This is a genomic window from Mesorhizobium sp. M1273 (assembly GCF_040318195.1).
GTDB lineage: Bacteria > Pseudomonadota > Alphaproteobacteria > Rhizobiales > Rhizobiaceae > Mesorhizobium.
In genome coordinates this window covers 1-20130 of record NZ_JAMYLV010000056.1, presented here as the reverse complement: position 1 = coordinate 20130, position 20130 = coordinate 1, and the positions used below count along the sequence as shown (strand labels likewise).

The 20130-nt window shown below is 61.5% G+C and carries 19 protein-coding genes and 1 pseudogene; 11 read left to right on the top strand and 9 right to left on the bottom strand.

From position 1 onward, the window contains the following. Window positions 1-204 precede the first annotated feature (204 nt). Entirely contained in the window at window positions 205-501 is a 297-nt protein-coding gene (gene groES, locus NKH30_RS31660) for a co-chaperone GroES (protein WP_006203049.1), read from the bottom strand. A 217-nt stretch (window positions 502-718) separates the two neighbouring features. Between groES and NKH30_RS31655 the strand changes: the two genes are divergently transcribed. After that, on the top strand, window positions 719-1654 hold the full coding sequence (locus NKH30_RS31655; RefSeq protein ID WP_352997959.1) for a bifunctional helix-turn-helix transcriptional regulator/GNAT family N-acetyltransferase: 936 nt from the start codon (window positions 719-721) through the stop codon (window positions 1652-1654). Window positions 1655-1694: 40 nt separating this feature from the next. Here the strand turns inward: NKH30_RS31655 and NKH30_RS31650 are convergent, their stop codons facing one another. Then, window positions 1695-2339, bottom strand: a complete 645-nt coding sequence (locus NKH30_RS31650) for a BBE domain-containing protein (RefSeq protein ID WP_352997957.1) — start codon at window positions 2337-2339, stop codon at window positions 1695-1697. A gap of 135 nt (window positions 2340-2474) precedes the next feature. Between NKH30_RS31650 and NKH30_RS31645 the strand changes: the two genes are divergently transcribed. The 4 genes from NKH30_RS31645 to NKH30_RS31630 all read left to right on the top strand — a co-directional run bounded on the left by NKH30_RS31645 (window position 2475) and on the right by NKH30_RS31630 (window position 8831). After that, complete coding sequence (locus tag NKH30_RS31645) at window positions 2475-2954, top strand: MarR family winged helix-turn-helix transcriptional regulator (RefSeq protein WP_352474535.1); 480 nt, start codon at window positions 2475-2477, stop codon at window positions 2952-2954. Next, window positions 2951-4129 carry an HlyD family secretion protein gene (locus NKH30_RS31640; protein WP_352474507.1) on the top strand — a complete coding sequence of 393 codons (1179 nt, stop codon included), beginning with the start codon at window positions 2951-2953 and terminating at the stop codon, window positions 4127-4129. Before NKH30_RS31645 ends, NKH30_RS31640 begins: the two co-directional genes overlap by 4 nt. 304 nt (window positions 4130-4433) lie before the next feature. Next, window positions 4434-5969: a DHA2 family efflux MFS transporter permease subunit gene (locus NKH30_RS31635; protein WP_352474508.1), complete on the top strand. Its 1536-nt coding sequence runs from the start codon at window positions 4434-4436 to the stop codon at window positions 5967-5969. A gap of 174 nt (window positions 5970-6143) precedes the next feature. Next, window positions 6144-8831: an EAL domain-containing protein gene (locus tag NKH30_RS31630; RefSeq protein ID WP_352997955.1), complete on the top strand. Its 2688-nt coding sequence runs from the start codon at window positions 6144-6146 to the stop codon at window positions 8829-8831. A gap of 43 nt (window positions 8832-8874) precedes the next feature. Here NKH30_RS31630 and NKH30_RS31625 read toward each other — a convergent pair whose 3' ends face one another. Together NKH30_RS31625 and NKH30_RS31620 are read right to left on the bottom strand one after the other, a co-directional pair. Next, a complete protein-coding gene (locus NKH30_RS31625) occupies window positions 8875-9393 on the bottom strand; it encodes a CAP domain-containing protein (protein ID WP_352503378.1) in 519 nt (172 codons plus the stop codon). A gap of 235 nt (window positions 9394-9628) precedes the next feature. Continuing rightward, window positions 9629-10084, bottom strand: coding sequence for a MarR family winged helix-turn-helix transcriptional regulator (locus NKH30_RS31620; protein WP_352685527.1), 456 nt, complete (start codon window positions 10082-10084; stop codon window positions 9629-9631). A 62-nt stretch (window positions 10085-10146) separates the two neighbouring features. Here NKH30_RS31620 and NKH30_RS31615 point away from each other — a divergent pair, with 62 nt between their 5' ends. After that, complete coding sequence (locus NKH30_RS31615) at window positions 10147-10596, top strand: SgcJ/EcaC family oxidoreductase (RefSeq protein WP_352616835.1); 450 nt, start codon at window positions 10147-10149, stop codon at window positions 10594-10596. 276 nt (window positions 10597-10872) lie between these two features. Here NKH30_RS31615 and NKH30_RS31610 read toward each other — a convergent pair whose 3' ends face one another. Continuing rightward, window positions 10873-11238: a winged helix-turn-helix transcriptional regulator gene (locus tag NKH30_RS31610; RefSeq protein ID WP_352616838.1), complete on the bottom strand. Its 366-nt coding sequence runs from the start codon at window positions 11236-11238 to the stop codon at window positions 10873-10875. Window positions 11239-11346: 108 nt separating this feature from the next. Between NKH30_RS31610 and NKH30_RS31605 the strand changes: the two genes are divergently transcribed. Together NKH30_RS31605 and NKH30_RS31600 are read left to right on the top strand one after the other, a co-directional pair. Beyond that, window positions 11347-12051, top strand: a complete 705-nt coding sequence (locus NKH30_RS31605; protein ID WP_352685525.1) for a glutathione S-transferase family protein — start codon at window positions 11347-11349, stop codon at window positions 12049-12051. Between the two features lie 142 nt (window positions 12052-12193). Continuing rightward, a complete protein-coding gene (locus NKH30_RS31600) occupies window positions 12194-13018 on the top strand; it encodes a DUF2189 domain-containing protein (protein WP_352541597.1) in 825 nt (274 codons plus the stop codon). A 6-nt stretch (window positions 13019-13024) separates the two neighbouring features. On the opposite strand, the gene NKH30_RS31595 is transcribed toward NKH30_RS31600, so the two are convergent. Continuing rightward, a complete protein-coding gene (locus NKH30_RS31595) occupies window positions 13025-13657 on the bottom strand; it encodes a LysE family translocator (protein WP_352997953.1) in 633 nt (210 codons plus the stop codon). Window positions 13658-13776: 119 nt separating this feature from the next. Further along, window positions 13777-15741 (bottom strand): pilus assembly protein TadG-related protein, encoded by a 1965-nt coding sequence (locus NKH30_RS31590; protein ID WP_502911543.1) that lies wholly within the window; start codon window positions 15739-15741, stop codon window positions 13777-13779. A gap of 338 nt (window positions 15742-16079) precedes the next feature. Between NKH30_RS31590 and NKH30_RS31585 the strand changes: the two genes are divergently transcribed. Next, window positions 16080-16940 carry a TIGR01459 family HAD-type hydrolase gene (locus NKH30_RS31585; protein ID WP_352997949.1) on the top strand — a complete coding sequence of 287 codons (861 nt, stop codon included), beginning with the start codon at window positions 16080-16082 and terminating at the stop codon, window positions 16938-16940. A 9-nt stretch (window positions 16941-16949) separates the two neighbouring features. Continuing rightward, window positions 16950-17933: a bifunctional riboflavin kinase/FAD synthetase gene (locus NKH30_RS31580; protein WP_352541594.1), complete on the top strand. Its 984-nt coding sequence runs from the start codon at window positions 16950-16952 to the stop codon at window positions 17931-17933. 79 nt (window positions 17934-18012) lie between these two features. Here the strand turns inward: NKH30_RS31580 and NKH30_RS31575 are convergent, their stop codons facing one another. Beyond that, window positions 18013-18567 carry an HdeD family acid-resistance protein gene (locus NKH30_RS31575; protein WP_352685523.1) on the bottom strand — a complete coding sequence of 185 codons (555 nt, stop codon included), beginning with the start codon at window positions 18565-18567 and terminating at the stop codon, window positions 18013-18015. Between the two features lie 343 nt (window positions 18568-18910). On the opposite strand from NKH30_RS31575, the gene NKH30_RS31570 reads away from it, so the two are divergent. Beyond that, window positions 18911-19816, top strand: coding sequence for an alpha/beta hydrolase (locus tag NKH30_RS31570; protein ID WP_352772782.1), 906 nt, complete (start codon window positions 18911-18913; stop codon window positions 19814-19816). Between the two features lie 109 nt (window positions 19817-19925). Here NKH30_RS31570 and NKH30_RS31565 read toward each other — a convergent pair. Continuing rightward, window positions 19926-20130 (bottom strand): annotated as a pseudogene (locus tag NKH30_RS31565) (hypothetical protein); the annotation flags it as partial.

Below are 20130 nucleotides of genomic sequence, written 5' to 3'. Positions count from 1 at the left end.
GCGGTGCGCCGAACGACTTGTCGATGACGACGTTGCGGCCCTTGGGGCCGAGCGTGACCTTCACCGCGTCGGCGAGGATGTTGACGCCGCGCAGCATGCGCTCGCGAGCGTCGCGGGAGAATTTTACGTCTTTGGCAGCCATTTTTAGCTCCTGGCAGGGGCTTGGATTGAGCCCGAAGATTTAAATGAGGGTGAGGCCGATATTCAGCCGATGATGCCCATGATGTCGGATTCCTTCATGATCAGAAGGTCTTCGCCATTGAGCTTGACTTCGGTGCCCGACCACTTGCCGAACAGGATGCGGTCACCGGCCTTGACGTCCAGCGGGACGAGCTTGCCGGCTTCGTCGCGGGCGCCGGAACCGACGGCGATGATCTCGCCTTCCTGCGGCTTTTCCTTAGCCGTGTCGGGGATGATGATCCCGCCCGCGGTCTTGGATTCGGATTCGACCCGACGAACGACCACGCGGTCATGAAGCGGGCGGAACTTCGACTTTGCCATTTTTTATTCCTCGATGAGAATGGTGAGAACAGTTCCTCCGTCCGGCGGCGCCGGACATGTGGTTAGCACTCATCTTGGGGGAGTGCTAACGTGGCGCTGAAATAGGCTGGCAACTCGCGCGAGTCAAGGCGCCCGGTGAGCATCATCAGGACAATTGCTTCAAACGGATACTTGACTAAGTCAACTAAATCGCTGATCTTGCCGGGAGGAGGATGCCATGACCATTCATCATCACCCAGGCAAGGAGCGGATCGACGCGGTGCGGGCCTTCAACCGCTTCTACACCCGCCAGATCGGGCTGCTCGACGAAGGGCTGCTGAAAAGCACCTTCTCGCTGACCGAGGCGCGAGTGCTCTATGAGCTGGCGCATCGCGATGGCCTGACCGCCACCGACCTTGGGCGCGATCTCGGCCTCGATGCCGGTTATCTCAGCCGGCTGCTGAAGAAGTTCGAGGAGCGTGATCTGGTCGAGCGCGCCACGATCGAGACGGATGCACGGCGTTCGACGATCGCGCTGACCAAGGCCGGGCGGCAGGCCTTCGCGCCGCTGAACCAGGGTTCGCACGACCAGGTCGCGGCATTGCTCGACCGGCTTCCAGTTCCCGAACAGGACAGGCTGGTCAAGGCCATGCAGACGGTACAGCGTCTGCTGGGCGGAAGCGCCGAGCCCAAAATTCCCTATATGCTGCGGCCTCTGCAAGTCGGCGACATCGGCTGGATTATCCATCGGCAGGGCCTGCTCTACGCACAGGAATATGGCTGGGACGAAACCTATGAGGCGCTGGTCGCCGAAATCCTCGGCGCATTCGTCAAATCCTTCGATCCGAAATGGGAACGCAGCTGGATCGCCGAGCGGCAAGGCGAGGTCGTCGGCTCGGTCTTCGTCGTGCGCCAGTCGGACGCGGTGGCGAAGTTGCGCCTGCTCTATGTCGAGCCGTCGGCGCGCGGCCTCGGTATCGGCAAGCGGCTGGTCGAGGAGTGTATCGGCTTTTGCCGCGCCACGGGTTACACGACACTGACGCTGTGGACCAACGACGTGCTCGCCGCCGCCCGCCACATCTATGAGGCTGCGGGCTTTAAATTGACCAACGAGGAGCGCCACCGTTCCTTCGGCAAGGATCTGGTCGGCCAGAACTGGAATTTGGAGCTGTAGCAGCGCCGCAGAATTTCGAGCATCGGCCTGGGGCGGTCGCTCAGGTCGCAGGCTTAATGTTTTGGTTCAAGCGAAAGAAATTGGTGGGATCATACTTGTTCTTTAGTGCGGCCAACCTCGGATAATTCTCGCCGTAAGCCGCCAGAACCCGATCAGTGCCTTCTTCGCCGAGATTATTCGCATAGACGCCGCCGGTCGAGAACGGTCTCATTGCATCCCACAGGTCGCGCGCCCATCGGATGTGCGTTTCGTCGTCAGACGGGTAGTCCCAGATCGTAAAGCGCATCCCGATTGGCGTAGGGCGTTCCGTCCATCGGTACTCGCGAGATGGCGCCGCCAACCTGCTGCAGACCAGAAGCGATTCGCTGGGTGCAGTCATGTAAGCCGCAAGCATGGTATCGATCGCCTGATCTGTGATTTCGCGCATGAACTGCGCCTTCCAGTAGTAGCGCCGCCCGCGCCGAAAGAGGCTGTCCCCGGCCGATTGGATTTGAAGATAGGGGACAGGAGCAATCCGGCGCTCAACTGGCGTGCCATACTCTCTCAGAGGTTGAATGATTTGCTGGCCTTCGTCGAGTGGGCCGATGTAGCACGCCGATATGCTGGAGAAGCGTTCGCCCGAGGGCGCCGTCACAAGCGCTGCATCCAGGCTCAGCTCATCCGGGGCGCCGCTCGAGAACCGCATGGCTTCGCGTTACAAGCGCCCGGCGTAATAAATTGCTAACTACGATCGCCCTGCACCAACTGCCATGCACACTCGCCGGCTTCTGGCACAATCCGGCTCCTTGAATTATGAGCACGCTTATTATATATGTCGCTCATGGTTTCCGACGGCATCGACAGATTAGGCTTTTTGATCCACGACGTGCAGCGCCTGATGCGCAAGCGCTTCGAGGCGCGCGCCAGTGGTTTCGGCCTTTCTTCAGCGCAATGGCGGCTTCTGGTACGTGTCGCCAAGGAGGCGGGTGTCGCGCAGGCGCGGCTTGCCGAGCTTCTCGAAATCGAGCCGATCAGCGTCTCGCGTCTTGTCGATCGCATGGAGGAGGGCGGCTGGATCGAGCGCCGTCCCGACGCAACCGACAGGCGAGTGCGCATGATTTTCCCGACCGCCAAGGCAAACGCGGCCTACACCCACGTCAAGAGCCTTGCCGGCGAGGTCTATGAGGAATCGCTCGTTGGCGTTTCGCCGGAAGATCGCCGCGTCCTGGTCAGGGCGCTGGAGACAATGGTGCAGAATCTTGCAGATGGTGAGGCGCCGCCCTCGGAAAAAGTGAAGAATACGGAAGGCACAGCAGCATGAACGCGGTAGCCAAACTAGATGAGAATGCGGCCAAGCTGGAGATGGAAGCTCCCGCGAAGCCGGCGGCAGCTCCGGTAACGGTCGCTCCGCAGATAGCTCCGGCGCCGGTGGCGCCGAAGCAGAAGCGCCGTGCCGGCCGCTTCCTTTTGATGTTTGTGCTGCCCGCTGCGTTGATCGCCGGCGGCAGCTATGTCTGGGTGACCGGCGGCCGCTATCAGGAGACCGAGAACGCCAATCTGCAGCAGGCCAAGGTGTCGATAGCCGCCGATACGGCGGGCCGCATCGTTCAGGTCGACATTTTCGACAACCAGTCTGTCAAGCAGGGCGACGTGTTGTTCGCTATCGATCCCGAGCCCTACCGGATCGCATTGGCCCAGGCCGACGCGGCGGTGGCCGGCGCACGGCTCAATGTCGAGCAGTTGCGTGCGGCCTACAGCCAGGCGCTGGCGCAGGAGAAGTCCGACGAAAGCCAGGTCCAGTACGCGCAGTCGCAATATGACCGCGCCGCCGACCTTGCCCAGAAGGGCATCAACGCCAAGTCGTCTCTGGACGAAGCCAAGAACGACCTCGACAAGGCGAAGCAGCAGCTGGCCGTGGCCCAGCAAGGGATCGTCAGCGCCAAGGCGGCACTTGGCGGCAATCCCGACATCGAGACCGACAAGCATCCAACGGTAATGGCGGCGCTCGCCGCACGCGACAAGGCGGCCTACGATCTGGTCCAGACCACGGTCAAGGCACCCGCCGACGGCATCATCAGCCAGGCCGCTTCGTTCAAGGTCGGCCAGTATGTCGGTTCGGGCACGCCGCTGTTTTCGCTGGTCGAGACCGGCGACACCTGGGTCGACGCCAATTTCAAGGAAACCCAGCTCACCAACATGAAACCCGGCCAGAAGGCCGAAATCATGGTCGATACTTATCCGGGCAAGACGTTCGAAGCCACCGTCAAGGCGATCGGCGCCGGCACCGGCGCCGAGTTCTCGCTGCTGCCCGCGCAGAACGCTACCGGCAACTGGGTCAAGGTCACGCAGCGCATTCCGGTCCGCCTGGAATTGACCGATGCCGACGCCAAGGCGGCGCTGCGCACCGGCATGAGCGCGACCGTCACGGTGGACACCGGCGTTTCCCGCGGGCTGCCGAGCATTTTCCGCCGCGCCACGGCAGGCGAGGCCAGGTAAAGAGGCCTGGTAGCGGCCGCATAGCAAACAGCGAGATGGATGCAGGATTGGTCCGAGGGAGGCGCAGGAAAAGTTGAATGCGTAGACGGGCTGCGCTGTAGCCTGCCTGAGCAGACAACGTCGCGCAGGATCTTCGGTCCTCAGGTTTCCGGGCGGCAGGCGCCCGCTTTGTCGAGACGCTCAGTCGATGTAACCCCCACATCGATGCTCGCGTCCCACCGCGATGAGGGTCTCTCTACAGCGGGGCCTCGCCGTCCGGAAACCTAATGTACACGTTTTTGTTACCTGCTGGAAGTTTTACGTCATGAGCAGCCCAGAACCCTTTCGCGAAGTACCGCACCGCGGCCTGATCACAGTTGCGCTCATGCTTGCGACGATCATGCAAGCGCTCGACACGACGATCGCCAACGTTGCGCTGCCGACCATGACCGGCGATCTCGGCGCCTCCCCCGACAACATCAACTGGGTGTTGACCTCCTACATCGTTGCCGCGGCGATCATGACGCCGGTGACCGGTTGGCTGGCCGACCGCTTCGGTCGCAAGGAGCTGTTCCTGACGGCCGTGGTCGGTTTCACCGTCTTTTCAATGCTGTGCGGCATCGCCTGGAGCCTTGAGACCATCGTTTTGTTCCGGCTCATGCAAGGCGTGTTCGGTGCGGCCATCGTGCCGCTGTCGCAGACCTTCCTGCTCGACATCAACCCCAGGGAACGCCACGGCCAGGCCATGGCCATCTGGGGCGCCGGCATCATGCTGGGACCGATCCTTGGCCCGACGCTGGGTGGCTGGCTGACCGAGAATTTCAACTGGCGCTGGGTGTTCTTCATCAACCTGCCGGTCGGCATCATCGCCTTCCTCGGCATGGCGGCATATCTTCCCAGCGTCGCCCGGCGGGTGCGCAGCTTCGATTTCTTCGGCTTCACCATGCTCTCGCTCGGTGTCGGCGCGCTGCAGCTGATGCTCGATCGCGGCGGCGAGGTCGACTGGTTTTCCTCGATCGAGATATGGATCGAGCTTGGTCTTTCCATCACCGGTTTCTGGGTATTCACCATCCACACGTTGACGGCGGAGCACCCCTTTATCGACCCGAAGATCTTCCTCGATCGCAATTTCGTCACCGGGCTCGCGTTCATCTTTGTCATGGGCGTGCTCATCCTGGCGAGCATGTCGCTGCTGCCGCCAATGCTGTCGACCATCTTCGGTTATCCGACCCTCACCATAGGCATCGTCTTGGGCCCGCGCGGTGTCGGCACGATGATCGCGATGCTGTTCGTCGGGCGGATCATGCACAGGATCGATGCCAGGATCCTCGTCGTCATCGGCTTCCTGCTGACCGCGCAATCGCTCTACACGATGTCGAGCTTTTCGCCGCAGATGGACAACTGGCTTATCCTCAGTTCCGGCGTCATCCAGGGCCTTGGAATGGGAATGGTGTTCGTGCCGCTGTCCACCGTGGCTTTCGCCACGCTCGACGCACGTTTCCGCACCGATGCAACGGCGCTGTTCAGCCTGGTGCGCAATCTTGGCTCGTCGATCGGCGTATCGGTGGTGACGGTTCTGCTGGTACGCAACACGCAGATCAACCATGCCGAGCTTTCGGCCTACATCAATCCGTTCAATCCCAACCTCTGGGCGGCATCGCCGGCAGCGGCGGGCGGCGATCCGACGGCGCTGTCGCTGATGGATCGCATGGTCAATGTCCAGGCGATGATGATCTCCTACGTCAATGACTTCAAGCTGCTGATGATGATGACGCTGCTTGCTGTCCCGTTTGTTTTCCTGCTGCGCAAGCCAAAGGCTGCGCCGCCCGCCGGTGGGGCGCCTGCCGCGCATATGGACTAAGCCTCAGGGCTTACGGCAACCGCGACCGGCCACGGCTTCCGTTGCCTGTGCCGGTAGCGTCGGCGTTGAGCCAGGTTCACCTGCCATTAGTATATCCGGACCAATATGCAGTCGCTTTTGGGTTGAAGGCGAGCCTCCATTGCTTGCCTCAAGCATCAGCGGGAGGAATTGTGTTTGGCCACGAAGTCATCCAGGCAAACCGCCGACGCGCCCGAATCCGCAAATTTGACGACGCTGGCACAACTGGCGACTGCCTCATATGAGGCCCTCGAGCGTGAGCTTCGCGCCACGATTGCGGCACTTCAGGACCAGGCACTGCGGTTCCAGACCGCGATAGAGAACATCTCGCAAGGCATCTGTTTCTTTGATGCCGGTGAACGGCTGATCCTGTGCAATCGACGCTACGCGGAAATCTATCGCCTTGCCCCGGAGCAATTGCAGCCGGGTGCGGCGCTGCGCGAAATCGTCGAGCGGCGCGTCGCTGTCGGAACCTCGGCAACGAATGCGGACGCTTATCTGGCGTTGGCCCGGGCAGTCAATTCGGGCACGGCTTCGGGGAACTGGACAGCCGAGCTCGCCGATGGCCGGACAATTCAGGTCTGCCATCAGCCGATGCCTGACGGCGGCTGGGTGGCCACGCATGAGGACATCAGCGAGCTCAGCGCCAACCGCTTGGTCGTCGACGAGCGTATCTCCTTGCAGACGCTCATCGACCTGGTGCCTGACTACATGTGGGTGAAGGACACCGAAAGCCGCTTCGTCGTCGCCAACCGAGCCATTGCGTCCGACAGCGGTCGAGACAGCACGAGCGACATGATCGGTCTAAGCGACTTCGACCTTCACGCGCCGGATCTTGCGCAGAAATTTCGCCTCGTCGAGCAGCAACTGATGCGCGACGGACAACCGATGATCGACGAGGAGGAGTTCGTCGTCGATGCGTCAGGCACCGGCAAATGGTTCCTGTCTACGAAACTGCCGTTGCGCAACGTTCAGAACAACATTTTCGGCCTCGTCGGCATTGCCCGTGACATCACTGCGCGCAAGCAGGCCGAAATCCTTCGCGACGGGCAGGCGCATATCCTCGAGATGATCGCAAAGAGCGCTCCCCTCGAAGACGTGCTCGAGCGGCTCATGCGTCTGGTCGAGTCCCAACTGGCGGGGATATTCGGTTCGGTCTTGCTGCTCGACAAGGATGGCAGCCACTTGCGCCACGCCGCCGCGCCGAGCCTGGCGAGAGACTACACCGACGCCGTCGACGGCGCCGCGGTGGGCCCAAGGGCAGGGTCTTGCGGTACCGCAGTCTATCGGCGCGAGCCGGTGATTGTCGCTGACATCATGCAGGATCCGCTTTGGCAGGACTATCGCGAACTCGCGCGCCCACACGGTTTGCGTTCATGCTGGTCGACGCCGATCCTGTCGCATCAGGGCGCCGTGCTCGGCGTCTTTGCGATGTATTCTATGACGGTGCGCGAGCCGACCGAGGCCGAGACCCGCCTCATCGATTTCACCACGCGCATCGCCGGGATCGCCATCGAACGCAAACAGGCCGAAGACCGGATCCACTTCATGGCCAATCACGACGTGCTGACCGGGCTTCCCAATCGCGCCTTGTTGGAGGACCGGCTTTCACAGGCGGTCTTGTACGCCCAGCGATACGATCGCTGGGTGACAGTGGTGTTCATTGATCTAGACAATTTCAAATTCGTCAACGACACGCTCGGCCACAATGCCGGCGACGAGCTTCTGAAGACCGTCGCAAGTCGCATGGTCGACTGCGTCCGGGCGACCGATACCGTCGTGCGGCTTGGCGGCGACGAATTCGTCGTCGTGCTTTTCGACCAGCCGGCGAACGTCGATCTCGTTTCCGAGACCTTGCAAAAGCTCAGGGCTGCACTCGCCGAGCCGGTTCGGCTCGGAGCGCATCTTGTGCGGGCGACGGCCAGCATCGGCATTGCCAACTATCCCAAGGATGGGACGGATCCCGATACGCTGCTGGCAAATGCCGACGCGGCCATGTATCGCGCCAAGGAGTTCGGCCGCGATAATTTCCAGTTTTACGCTCCGGAGTTCAACACCAGGGCGCATGAAAAATTCGTGCTTCAGGAAGAGTTGCGAAACGCCTTGGCGCGTTCGGAATTCACGCTGCTCTACCAACCGCAGGTGGACCTTCGGTCAGGTCGGGTTTTTGCGGTCGAGGCGCTGATACGCTGGAACCACCCAACGCTTGGCACGGTAATGCCGACGATGTTCATCCCGACCGCCGAGGAGACAGGTCTGATCGTACCGATCGGCGACTGGGTTCTGCATGAGGCGTGCCGGCAGAACAAAGCCTGGCAAGACGCGGGGCTGCCGCCCTTGACCGTTTGCGTGAATGTGTCGGCGCGGCAATTCAGGGAGCGCAACCTGATCGATCGCATCGTCAGCGCGCTGAAGGACAGCGGCCTGGAGGCCAGGTATCTCGAGCTGGAGGTGACCGAGAGCCTTATCATGCAGGATATCGAGCTGGCGGTCGCCACCATGAACGCCCTGCAAAGCCTGGGTGTCCAGATCTCGATCGATGATTTCGGCACCGGCTATTCCAGCCTCAGCGCACTCAAGACCTTTCCCGTGGCGCGGCTAAAGATCGACAAGTCCTTCATCAAGGATCTCGCCGCCGACGAGAACGATCAGGCTGTGGCCAGCGCGGTGATTTCATTGGGGCAAAATCTCAACCTGAGGGTCATCGCCGAGGGCGTTGAGACAGATGATCAGGTTGCTTTCCTGCGCAGGAACAATTGCGACGAAATGCAGGGCTATCATTTCAGCAGGCCGGTTTGTGCGCAGGACATCGAGGAATTGCTCGGCGGCGGCCGCAAAGACTGACGGATCGGTCGCCAGCAGGCTTCCGCCGTCCAAATGGTGGAAGTTATCTGCCGAGCACAAGGCACCAGTAGCGAAGCGTGCTGTCGCGGCCGTCGCGCACATAGGCGAGGCCGAAGCGGGTGAAGCGCGGGTCGAGCATGTTGCGGCGGTGGCCTGGCGAATGCACCCAGATATCGAACAGCTTCTGCTGGTCGAAGCGGCCTTCGGCAATATTTTCGGCGGCAGCGCCGGCAATGCCATTGTCTTTGACGCGCGAGGCAAAGTCCTTGCCCCAGCCGGTGGTGTGATTCATTCGGCCGCCGCGTGCCATATATCCGGCCTGCTGGAGCGCCGCCTGCTCGAGCCGGGCATCGGGGGCGAGCGGCCCCAGACCCGCCGAAGCGCGGATGCCGGCCAGCGTGCCGGCGGCGGAAGCAGAGACACCGGCGCTTTCACCGGTAGGCAGCACGGCGGTTGCGCAGGCGGTGAGCCCGGCAAGGGCGCCAAGGCCGGCAGCTCTGAGCAGCACGCGCCTGCTTAGGCTTGGTTGGGCCTGATAATTTTCGATTTTCGTAACGGTCATGCCCGCCTGACATAACCGCGATCATGGCTTTTGCCGGGCAGGGCGGTGAAAATGCGTGATGAATGGTTTTGACGCGATGGCACTGTGTCAGATTGATTTCACCGCTCAATCGAAACAGGCCTGCTCGGATGGCAGCATTCGCCCAGACGGCTGTTCGGGCTCGACACTCCCAGGAGCTCGATACCCAGTCAGGCCTTCACGGACAGAGAGTTTCTTTTGCCCTACCTTTGCGGCTTCACGAGCGCTGGCGAGGTATCCTCGGTTGCAAATTTTTGCTGGGGGATATCGCTTGCAGTGACGACCGGAGCGATTCGTACGCCTGAGCACCAAGCAGCCTTCGGTATTGGTCTTCGAGACGCTGATTGAAATCGTGGACGGTCCGGATCACCGCAAGCGCCGCGTCAGTTGCAACGATTAATTTGGCCCGTCGGTCGTTCGGATCATGCGAACGCCGAACATAACCAAGGCGCTCCAGTTCATCGATCAACTCACCCATCGATGCTTTGCCAATGCCAGCACGCTCTGCGAGGACGCTGGATCGGGTTCCTTCCGCGTCGATGTTGGCGAATACAGCGCCGTGTTTGGGCTTGATTGCCGAATGGCCGCTCTCCCGGAGAACCTGGACCAAAGCGCTCGCCGACGATTGATAAGCATAGAGAAGCAGAGACTGCGTGTATGGCTGATTATCCATCTTTCCAAACTTATATGGTGCCCATATAGTATGGCAACAGAACTATATGACAGGAGGTCAGCATGGCTACCGGCAACATCCGAACTGAAGGGGTGGAAAGTGTCGCGCACAGGCTGATCGAAGCTTGGAATCGTCACGATGCTCGCGCCTTTGCCGCCGTATTCGCGGCAGATGCCGAGTTTACAAACGTCTTCGGTATGCAGGCGACTGGACGTGACAAGATCGAGCAGTTCCATGCCCCAATTTTTGAGAAGATGTTCAAGCACAGCCATCTATCCGCCGAAAGCGTGCGGAACAGGCTTGTTCGCCCTGATGTTGCCACGCTCGACCTGCGGTGGTCTATGACTGGCGCGCTCGATCCGATGGGAAACGAATGGCCGCGTCGGCGCGGATTAATCAGCGTAGTGGCGACGCGGGATCATGACGAATGGTTGATTGCAACGATGCACAATATGGAACTTGGGGACGATCAAATGGCAGAGTCTCAGGAGAAACTTCAACAGGATAAGTAGGCTCTTCGTTCACGTCAGGATCGAAAGCGACAGCCATCCAGCATAGTCAAGCCGATCTGATCGGGCAATGAGATCGAACGGCGGGTCAGGTGATCGGGATTGGCGAGCTATGCTACAGGAGTTGGTGCTGGATGGCCCGTGCCTTGTCCGGTTTGGCCGACCACAACGGCGCGCCTCATAGCCGGTCGCCTTGGTCTTGCGGGATCTAATGTATGAACGGCTTGGAGCGCTGGGCTCTCGCCGGCAGTTCTTGGCGGCGCGGTGATCGCCGGTCGGCTATTCCGCCGCCACGAGTTTGGTTTCCGGCGTCGATGTAGCCCGGCTGGCCCGATCGTCCTCGGTATCTTCCCACCAATCGCCCAGGGCGTCGATGAGTGGCACAAGCTTGAGACCGGGCTCCGTGAGGTCGTAATCCACGCGTAGCGGGTAGCCGGTACGCGCCGTTCGCCGCACGATCCCGGCTTCCTCCAGCTTGCGCAGTTCCAGCGCCAGAATGCGGTGCGAAACTGTCGGGTTGTCACGCCTCAAATCGCTGAAGCGCTTGGTCCCGTCCTTGAGGTAGTAGAGCAGCAAGGTGGGCCAGCGACCGCTGAGCACACGCATGGTCTCCTCGATCGGGCAGCGTGAGACGACATCTTTCATGGCGGGGACCTGGTTACAGAATAGTGCGTAATTTACATGGCGCGACCAGCGTTTAGGGTCAAGTTTCGCTGCGCAGCGTAATCCCTAAATCATGGAAGAGACAAAGAAATGGAACCTGTTCTCCTTTACGGCTTCCCGCTGGGAAGTTCGATGGGGCTTGTCGCTGCATTTGAACGCGTCGGACAACCCTACCGCCTGTGTCGCGTCGATATGCTCACTGAGATGAAGAACGACGCCTATGCCAGCATCAACGGCCGTCAGGAAACGCCGGTGTTGATCACCGACGAAGGCAGGGTGCTCACCGAGACCATGGCGATTGCCGCCTGGCTCGAAGCCCGCGACACGCAACGCCGTATCAGCTTCGATCCTCGCTCGCCGGAGGGCGACCGGATGCATCAGCTGATGGCTTTCGTGAACACCGGTTTCACCGCCGCTTTCACCCCGCTCTGGGCGGCTTACGAAATGGAATCGGCCGAACCGGTGCTGCTGGCGACCTTGCGTGATTTCGGCCGCAAGGTCGTTACCAACCGCCATGACCAGCTCGAGGCGATGATCCTCGACACGGATTTCCTGGTCGGCGACCGGCCGACGCTTGCCGATACCACGCTGATCGGCGTAGCGCGCTGGGCGGAGTTCCACCAGGCGGTCGACGGCGCCGCTTATCCCAGGCTGGCGGCGCTACGCCGCCGCATCGAAGCCGATCCGGCCGTGCGATACGCGCTCGCTGTCGAGGCTGGCGAAAAGCCCGCCGGGTCCGGCGCTTGCCTCGGTCACGTGCCGCTGGCCGAGGTGATCGATCGCTTCGCGGTGTAAACTGTTCGTTCAGCGCCCGGTGCCCCGGCGCCGGGCGGTGGCGACAAGCACGCCGAGATCGGCTATCATACGGGCGTTGTTGAAGTGGCAGCTGCGGGCGGCCATCCTGGCGGTGACCGCTCCGACACACGGGAGAAAGGTTATGGCCGGCTTTCATGTCATGGCGGACGCACGTGGAATGCATGTACAGCCCACGGTGCGCCGCATCAGCACCGAGGATCTGATCGATGCGCTCCGTCTCGGCGTAGAGGATTTCTGGGCCAAGCCGTCGCATTATGTGTTCCTGTGCCTGATCTATCCGGTGGTCGGCCTGATCCTGACGCAGTGGACCTCGGGCTCGAACGCCATCCAGCTCATCTATCCGCTGATGTCCGGCTTCGCTTTGGTCGGCCCGTTCGCCGCAATCGGCCTTTACGAAATCAGCCGCCGGCGCGAGTTCGGCATGGATACATCCTGGTGGCATGCGCTCGACGTGCGCCACTCGCCGGCGCTGCCCGCGATTGCAGTCATCGGTATAATGCTGGTGGTACTGTTCCTGCTCTGGCTGTTCACCGCGCAATCGATCTACACCAGCCTGTACGGCAATCAGCCTCCGGCCTCTATTGTCGGCTTTATTCGCGAAGTGCTGACGACCAGCAAGGGCTGGACACTGATCCTGCTCGGCAACCTGGCCGGGTTCGCCTTTGCCGCGATCGTGCTGGCGACGACCGTCGTCGCCTTTCCGCTGCTGCTCGACCGCGATGTCGGCGCGGTCTCGGCAATCGAGACGTCGGCAAGGGCAGTTCTGACAAACCCGCTGCAGATGGCGCTGTGGGGCCTGATGGTCGCCGTGCTGCTGGTCATCGGCTCGATCCCGCTATTTGCCGGGCTTGCCGTCGTCATGCCTATCCTTGGCCACGCGACCTGGCATCTTTATCGCAGGGTGGTCGAACCGGAGCGGGCACAGCCGGACCGGCGGCCGATGTAGGACCGATCAGCGTTGCGCGTCGGTTGCCATCTTGACGGCCAGCGCGGTCAGCACCGTGCCCATCATCCAGCGCTGGATCACCAGCCATAGCGGCCGCCCGGCGAGGAAGAGGGCGATCGAGCCGGCCGTCACCGCGATGATGGCGTTGACGGTCAGGCTGATCGCGACCTGTGTGGCACCGAGCACCAGAAGCTGCGACAGCACGTGGCCCTTGCCGGGGCTGATGAATTGCGGCAGCAGCGACAGATAGAGCACTGCCACCTTCGGGTTGAGCAGGTTGGTCATCAGGCCCATGGCGAACAGCTTGCGCGGCCTGTCTCTCGGCAGTTCGCGGATCTGGAAGGGCGAGCGCCCACCGGGCTTCACCGCTTGCCAGGCGAGCCACAGCAAATAGAGCGCGCCGGCAAGGCGCAGCACATCATAGGCAAAGGGCACGGCGAGCAGCAACGCGGTGATGCCGAACGCCGCCGACAGCACGTAGAACAAAAAACCGAGCGCCACGCCGCCCAGCGAGATCAGTCCGGCCTTCGGCCCTTGCGACAGCGAGCGCGAGATCAGATAGATCATGTTCGGGCCGGGCGTCAGCACCATACCGAGGCAGACCAGCGCGAAGGCAAGATGGTTGGCGGGTTCAGGCAAGAGCGCATCTCCGGTGGGGACACTCACCACATGCTTCCATCACCCGCAAGGGCATGGCGGCAGGAGCCTTTGCGCCAGCGCGCCGGGCCCCCCTGCCTTAGTCGCCAATCCCATCGCCTTCAGCCGACGATGCGCAGGTTCGACAATTCGTTGGCGATTTCCTTGAAATTGTCGGACAGCGTCGCGCCCGTCGCATTCCAGAACAGCTTGGCCGGCTTGCTCGGGTCCGCCGGATCCTTGCGGAAGCGCGAATCCGAGGAACACGCCTTCAGCGCATCGATTGCCTTCTTGTCGCCGGCATCCGTAGGCGACAGGTCGAGCGCCACCGTCATCACCAGAATGTTCGAATTCTTTGCGTTGGCGCAGAGCGTTTTCATCTGCTCGTCGAGTGCTGCCGTATAGTTGGCACCGGTATAGGTGGTCTTGCCGACATCGGTGCTGGTATTCATGAACAGGCGGGTTACGCTTCCAGATCCCGGATAGGTCAGGCCGGTGTAGCCGTAGGCGGCGTAGGTCGACCTGTTGTTGGCGTAGCTGTCGCTGACGGCGCTATAGGTATTGGCTCCGTCGGTCAGCACCACGACCACCTTGTCGTTGCCCCTCTCGCTGTTCGGCCGACCATCGGTGAACGGTGGGTTGCTCGATACAGTTCGCCAGCCCCAGGCAAGGCCCTCCGGCACGTTCGTGTTGCCGTTCGGCGCCATGGCGTCGATGGCGTCCTTGATCTCCTGCTTCTCTGCGTTCTGGCTGACGTCCTTCAACGGCGTGATCGGGTTGGTGGTGCAGGAGGAATTCGGCCCATCGCCTGCGGCTGCGGATTGCGAACCGTATGGTTTTACCAGGAAATATTTGCGCATGTCAGACTGGCGCTGGGAAGCGGTAGGACCGGCGACATAGGGCCAATCGGCCCACCAGTTGTTGCCGTAATTGTAGGACGTGCCGATGACGTCGTTGATGCCGTCACGGTTGAAATCGAGCCACAGAGTGCCAGCCTCATCCGGGGCGAACATCGGCACGAAAAGCGTGGCCGGCGCGGCTGTATCGGGCGTGGTGTCGTCGACATTGTAGGGATATGGCCGTGCCTCGACGCAACCTTGCCAGCTCGCATAGCGGCTTGTGGTGTAGATATATTCCGGTGCGCTCCAGTGGCCGTACTGGCAGGTGCCGTTCCTCTTGTATGTGTCGCAGACATATTGCTTCGAATTGGGTACCTCTTCGCGGCCCGATTCGACCGTCATGTCGGCGTAGAGGCTGAAACGGGTCAGCGGCTGGTCCTTGGTCTCGCCCCAGCCGGCGCCGCGCTTGTACCAGACGCCGTTGAGCTTCTCGGCATATTTGTCCGGATTGTTGGCGGCACTCATCGTCGTCCAGTCGAAATCCTCGTGCTGGATCGGGGAGATGCCGTCCTGATCCATCCAGCCGTCCTGGTCGTGGGTAGGGCCGACATTGACCGAGGCCGCAAACGGCACGAGAGAAAACTGCACCGGTTTGGTGATCTGCTTCATCTGCTGCGCCTGAAGCGCCAGCGTATCGACAAGCTGCTTGGCGGCCGACTTCAGCAGGTTTATTCGCTTCTCGCCGGTGCCGGAGCCGAGATCGCTCATCGAGCCGGAATTATCCAGCACAAGCGCGACTTCGAGGGTGTTCTTGAGGCGGAGTTCCGAACATTCGGTGAAGGTCGTGTCGCTTGCCGTGCCGCCGATCAGCAGGCTGGCGGCCGGTAGAAAATAGGGATGGAAGGTGAGGCTGGCGCAGAGCTTCAGGGTGCCGCCGCCGGCATTGTTGTTGGGCAGCGTGACGGTCAGCGCTGTATTCGCCGGGTCGATACGTGCGAGATTGGTTTCGAAAAATGTCTTGGCGTAGGCCTTGACGTCGTCGTCGCTGGCGCCGGCAACGATCTGCTGGGCGGCGGCGAGGCCGGCCGCATCAAGGGCGTTCAGCGTTTCGTGCTTTTGGCGCAGCAACTCCCCGTAGTCGACACTGAGCGCCAGACCGGCCATCAGCGGCACAATGGTGATTGCAGTCATTAACGAGTAGTTGCCACGTCTGTCGTGTCGGAATTCTCCGACTATTGCCTTCAGCATTCCCGCCCGCCCCATTTTTCCCGGACGATGCCACGCATTTTTAAATTTCCGATTGCTGAAATACGTTCAAGGCCGGTACGGGTTTTCAATCCCTGTTAACCACGCGTCCGCAATCGGCAATGCTGCTCCGAGCTTCCCGCGGCAAAGCCTCTAAAAAAGGGGATAAGGCGCTGGAAAAGAAAAGCTTTCACCATCGCGTGCTCGCCGGCGTCCCCGTGCGACAATCTTGCGGCGCTATGAAAGCTGGTGACAGGGTGAAGCGCTTCGGTTAATCCCAGCCGGTCGCGGCGGACCGTCGGTCGCGGCGCTTGCAAGCATCATGGTACAGGGACAACGGCATGGCGGATTCGCCCGACATCATCGGTTCGCTCGCAGACTTGTCGGGAGCCTATTCAGCCATCCTGTGCGACGTCTGGGGCGTGGTGCACAACGGCGAATGGCATTTCCCGGCGGCGGCTGCCGCGCTGATCGCTGCTCGCGCGGCGAAAATACCTGTCGTGCTGATCACCAATTCGCCGCGTCGCAGCGCCGACGTGGTGGCGCAGATGAACGCCATCGGCGTTCCTCCCGCCGCCTACGACCGTGTCGTGACGTCCGGCGACGTTACCCGCGACCTGATCGCGGAAGGGCCGCGAAAGATCTTCCACATAGGCGCCGATCGGGATTTCACGCTCTATGAGGGCCTCGACGTCGAACTCGTCGAGGAGTTCGAAGCATCCGGCGTGGTCTGCACTGGCCTGTTCGATGACGAGGTGGAGAAGCCGGAGGATTATGCCGATCTTCTGCTGCGGCTGCGTGCCAGGAACCTGCCCTTCATTTGCGCCAATCCCGACATCGTCGTCGAGCGCGGCGAACGCATGATCTGGTGCGCGGGCGCTTTGGCCCGCGAATACGCACAGCTTGGCGGACGCACGCTGATCGCCGGCAAACCCTACGCGCCGGTCTATGATGTCGCCATGAAGGAGATCGCCGTCATTCTCGGCCGCCCGGTCGAGCGTTCGCGAGTTCTGGCCATCGGCGACGGCATGATGACCGACATCAAGGGCGCGGCCGACAATGGCTTCGACGTGCTCTACGTATCGGGCGGCATCCATGCCCGTGATTACGGTGAGACGCTGCAGCCGGATCCGGCCAGGCTCGCGGCCTTCCTGGAAAAATATGGCTACAGGCCGGTCGCGGTGATTCCCAGGCTGCAATAGGTTCAAGCCATGACGGCAATGTTCGAACGCATTTCCGCAACCGCACCGCTGCCGGCCCATCTGCGCGGCGGCGTGGTGGCTATCGGCAATTTCGACGGCGTCCACCGCGGCCACCAGGCGGTGCTCGAACGCGCGCGCGCCGAAGCGGAGCGTCGAGGCGTACCCGCCCTGGTGCTGACCTTCGTACCGCATCCGCGAAAGGTGTTCAGGCCGGACATGCCGTTGTTCGTGCTGACGCCGCCGCCGATGAAGGCACGGCTGTTGTCGCATCTGGGCTTTGCGGCGCTGGTCGAGCAGCCGTTCACACGCGAGTTCGCCGCCTTGTCGGCGGAGGCTTTCGTCACCGGCGTGCTCGAGCGCAATCTCGGCATAAGCCACGCCGTCACCGGCTTCGATTTCCATTTCGGCAAGGACCGCCAGGGCGGCCCGGCCTATCTGATGGCTGCCGGCGAGCGCCACGGCTTCGGCGTCACGCTGGTGGATGCGTTTCGCGACGAAAGCGCCGAGGTGGTGTCGTCGAGCCGCATACGCACGCTGCTGTGCGAGGGCAATGTGGCCGAGGCCGCCGGTTTGCTCGGCTACCGTTTCACCGTCGAGGCGGAGGTGATCGGCGGCCAGCAGCTCGGCCGGACACTCGGCTTTCCGACCGCAAACATGAGGCTTTCGCCGGAAGCCACCCTCAAGGAAGGGATTTATGCCGTCCGCTTCCGCCGCGCCGACGGTTCGCTTCACGATGGCGTCGCCAGCTTCGGCCGCCGGCCGACGGTCGACGACAATGGCGCGCCATTGCTGGAGACCTTCGTCTTCGACTTTTCCGGCGACCTCTACGGCGAGATTTGTGCCGTGTCCTTCTTCGGCTACCTGCGCTCGGAGGTGAGATTCGACGGGCTTGACGCGCTGGTCGCCCAGATGAAGCGTGACGAGGCCGAGGCGAAGGCACTGCTCGCCGGCGTCAGGCCGCTTTCCGGGCTGGACGCGGCCATAGCTTTTTAGAGCATGGTCCCGAACCGAAGGTCAGCGAAGCAAAAAAGTGGGAACCGGTTTTCCGATTAAGATCATGCTCAACCAGAATTTATCTCTTCAGCGCCAAGCCAAGAGCGATGAAGCTCCAACCCTGGAAGATCAGGTCGACGGCCAGGAACAGGCCCAGCACCCACACGCTGTTGACCGGCCAGCCCATGGCGATGACCAGTCCCGCCAGCGCGCTGATGACGCCGGCCGCGACCACCCAGCCCCAGCCGGGCTGTGGCCGGTGGCTGTAGCCGACCCAGGCCCTGAGCACGCCTGAGGCAAGAAGCGCGACCGCCAGGAGGAAGGTCAGCACCGTCGAGGCGAGGACCGGATTGTCGAACGCGAAGAAGCCGGCGACGGCATAGAGGAGGCCGCTGAGCAGCCAATAGAAGAAGCGGCCCCATGTCTTCACACCGAAGGCATGGATGATCTCGACAATGCCGGCCATCAGCATCAGCCAGCCCACGACAAAGACCGAGGCGACGGTTGCGATGAACAGATTGCCGAAGGCAATGCCGCCGAAGACAAGCAGCAGCACCCCGAGCGCGACGAACCATCCCCATTTCGCCCGCGTCTGGCCAATGGCGTCTTTCATGGCATCGCTGTGCACGGTCATTGCCCTTTTCCCTCAAGGTTGCCTAGCTTCTTTGTTCCGGAAGGTAGCGCCGATCGCCTTGCCCGTCCAGCGAGCAGGCTGTGAGCGCCACACTCCCGAGCGATCCGCTAGACCTCCGTTTTTGACCCGAAGCGGCCAAATACCAGATGGAATAATTCGATCATGTGGGGGGTGAGCCAGTGCTAAAAGATAACAAGCGGGTTTACGGGCGACCCGTCGTCCCGTGTATTCGCCGCGGCGCAAGTGTAACGAAAATTCCCAGTGCTGGCATTGGCCCTTTATACGATGACGTGTGCTGCTGCTATATGCCGTTTTCTACGCTTGATGAGGCTAGGGAAGCAAAATGAGCGATGCGGACGAACACCTCGATCTGACGGAGATCAACGCCGTCCGCAGGTTGTTGACCTCAAAGCCTCGAACGGTCCGCTGGGACGAACGCCGGGCACGGCTCGACGAAGTCGGTTCGGTGTGGCCAGTCGCGGAGGACATCCGATGCGAGCATGTGGTTTTCGATGGCCTCGAGGGAGAGTGGTCGCTGGCGCCTGGGAGTGACAGGGACAAGATTCTGCTGTTTTTCCACGGTGGTGGCTACTGCTCCGGCTCTCTTAAAAGTCATCGTCGAATGGTGACCGAGGCAGGTCGGGGAATGGGAATGCGCACCCTCGCGATCGACTATCGCCGCGCACCGGAACATCCTTTCCCTGCGCAACATGAAGACGCACTCACCGCATGGCGCTTTCTGAGCCGGCAAGGCATCGCGTCGGATCGCATCGTGGTTGGCGGAGACAGTGCGGGCGGCAACCTCACTCTGTGCCTGGTCAGTATATTGCGCACGGCAGGCGAGCCGTTGCCGCAATGTCTTTGGCTGGTTTCGCCCTGGACGGACCTTTCGATGTCCGGCGCGACACTATCAACCAAGGACGCAATCGACCCTATCATCCACCGGGCGTATTTGGAGGAACTGGCAACGGCCTATGTTCCCAATGGCGTTGGTCGGCGCGATCCGCTGATCTCGCCCTTGTTCGCCGATCTGAGCGGATTTCCCCCAATGCTGATACAAGCCGGTTCGGCCGAGACGCTGTTGTCGGACGCAACTCGGCTCGCCGAAGCCGCTGGCGCGGCTGACGTTAAAGTAGGTCTCGAAATTTGGCCGCATATGATTCACGCTTGGCCGGTTTGGAATGCGGGGTTGAGCGCCGGTCGCCGTGCTCTTCACAGCGCAGGCATGTTTGTCCGCGAATGTTTGTAACCCCTGCCGAGGCAACTGCTATCGTATTCCAAACACTTGATCTGGAATCTTGGTGCGCCAAACAATCGACTGCAACGCGGAACAGGCCGGGTGACGTTGCCCCCAGTTTCTATCCAGTTTTGAGTTCGTTTCCGGCGTGGGTTGTGCCCTGCTGGGCGGGTGAAGCGACGGGCGCTGGCGCGGAGCCTTTGGCATCGCGCAGCGCGAGCGACCGTCGCAGATTGAAGGTGGTGGCGAACTCGGCCGGTGTCTGCCAGGCGATTTGGGAATGCGGCCGGGCGGTGTTGTACAACACGACGAGAGAACGCCCACGG

Coding starts and splice junctions, on each gene's coding strand:
- groES (WP_006203049.1), bottom strand. CDS start 501: ATGGCAAAGTCGAAGTTCCGCCCGCTTCATGACCGCGTGGTCGTTCGT.
- NKH30_RS31655 (WP_352997959.1), top strand. CDS start 719: ATGACCATTCATCATCACCCAGGCAAGGAGCGGATCGACGCGGTGCGG.
- NKH30_RS31650 (WP_352997957.1), bottom strand. CDS start 2,339: ATGCGGTTCTCGAGCGGCGCCCCGGATGAGCTGAGCCTGGATGCAGCG.
- NKH30_RS31645 (WP_352474535.1), top strand. CDS start 2,475: ATGGTTTCCGACGGCATCGACAGATTAGGCTTTTTGATCCACGACGTG.
- NKH30_RS31640 (WP_352474507.1), top strand. CDS start 2,951: ATGAACGCGGTAGCCAAACTAGATGAGAATGCGGCCAAGCTGGAGATG.
- NKH30_RS31635 (WP_352474508.1), top strand. CDS start 4,434: ATGAGCAGCCCAGAACCCTTTCGCGAAGTACCGCACCGCGGCCTGATC.
- NKH30_RS31625 (WP_352503378.1), bottom strand. CDS start 9,393: ATGACCGTTACGAAAATCGAAAATTATCAGGCCCAACCAAGCCTAAGC.
- NKH30_RS31620 (WP_352685527.1), bottom strand. CDS start 10,084: ATGGATAATCAGCCATACACGCAGTCTCTGCTTCTCTATGCTTATCAA.
- NKH30_RS31615 (WP_352616835.1), top strand. CDS start 10,147: ATGGCTACCGGCAACATCCGAACTGAAGGGGTGGAAAGTGTCGCGCAC.
- NKH30_RS31610 (WP_352616838.1), bottom strand. CDS start 11,238: ATGAAAGATGTCGTCTCACGCTGCCCGATCGAGGAGACCATGCGTGTG.
- NKH30_RS31605 (WP_352685525.1), top strand. CDS start 11,347: ATGGAACCTGTTCTCCTTTACGGCTTCCCGCTGGGAAGTTCGATGGGG.
- NKH30_RS31600 (WP_352541597.1), top strand. CDS start 12,194: ATGGCCGGCTTTCATGTCATGGCGGACGCACGTGGAATGCATGTACAG.
- NKH30_RS31590 (WP_502911543.1), bottom strand. CDS start 15,741: ATGCTGAAGGCAATAGTCGGAGAATTCCGACACGACAGACGTGGCAAC.
- NKH30_RS31585 (WP_352997949.1), top strand. CDS start 16,080: ATGGCGGATTCGCCCGACATCATCGGTTCGCTCGCAGACTTGTCGGGA.
- NKH30_RS31580 (WP_352541594.1), top strand. CDS start 16,950: ATGACGGCAATGTTCGAACGCATTTCCGCAACCGCACCGCTGCCGGCC.
- NKH30_RS31575 (WP_352685523.1), bottom strand. CDS start 18,567: ATGACCGTGCACAGCGATGCCATGAAAGACGCCATTGGCCAGACGCGG.
- NKH30_RS31570 (WP_352772782.1), top strand. CDS start 18,911: ATGAGCGATGCGGACGAACACCTCGATCTGACGGAGATCAACGCCGTC.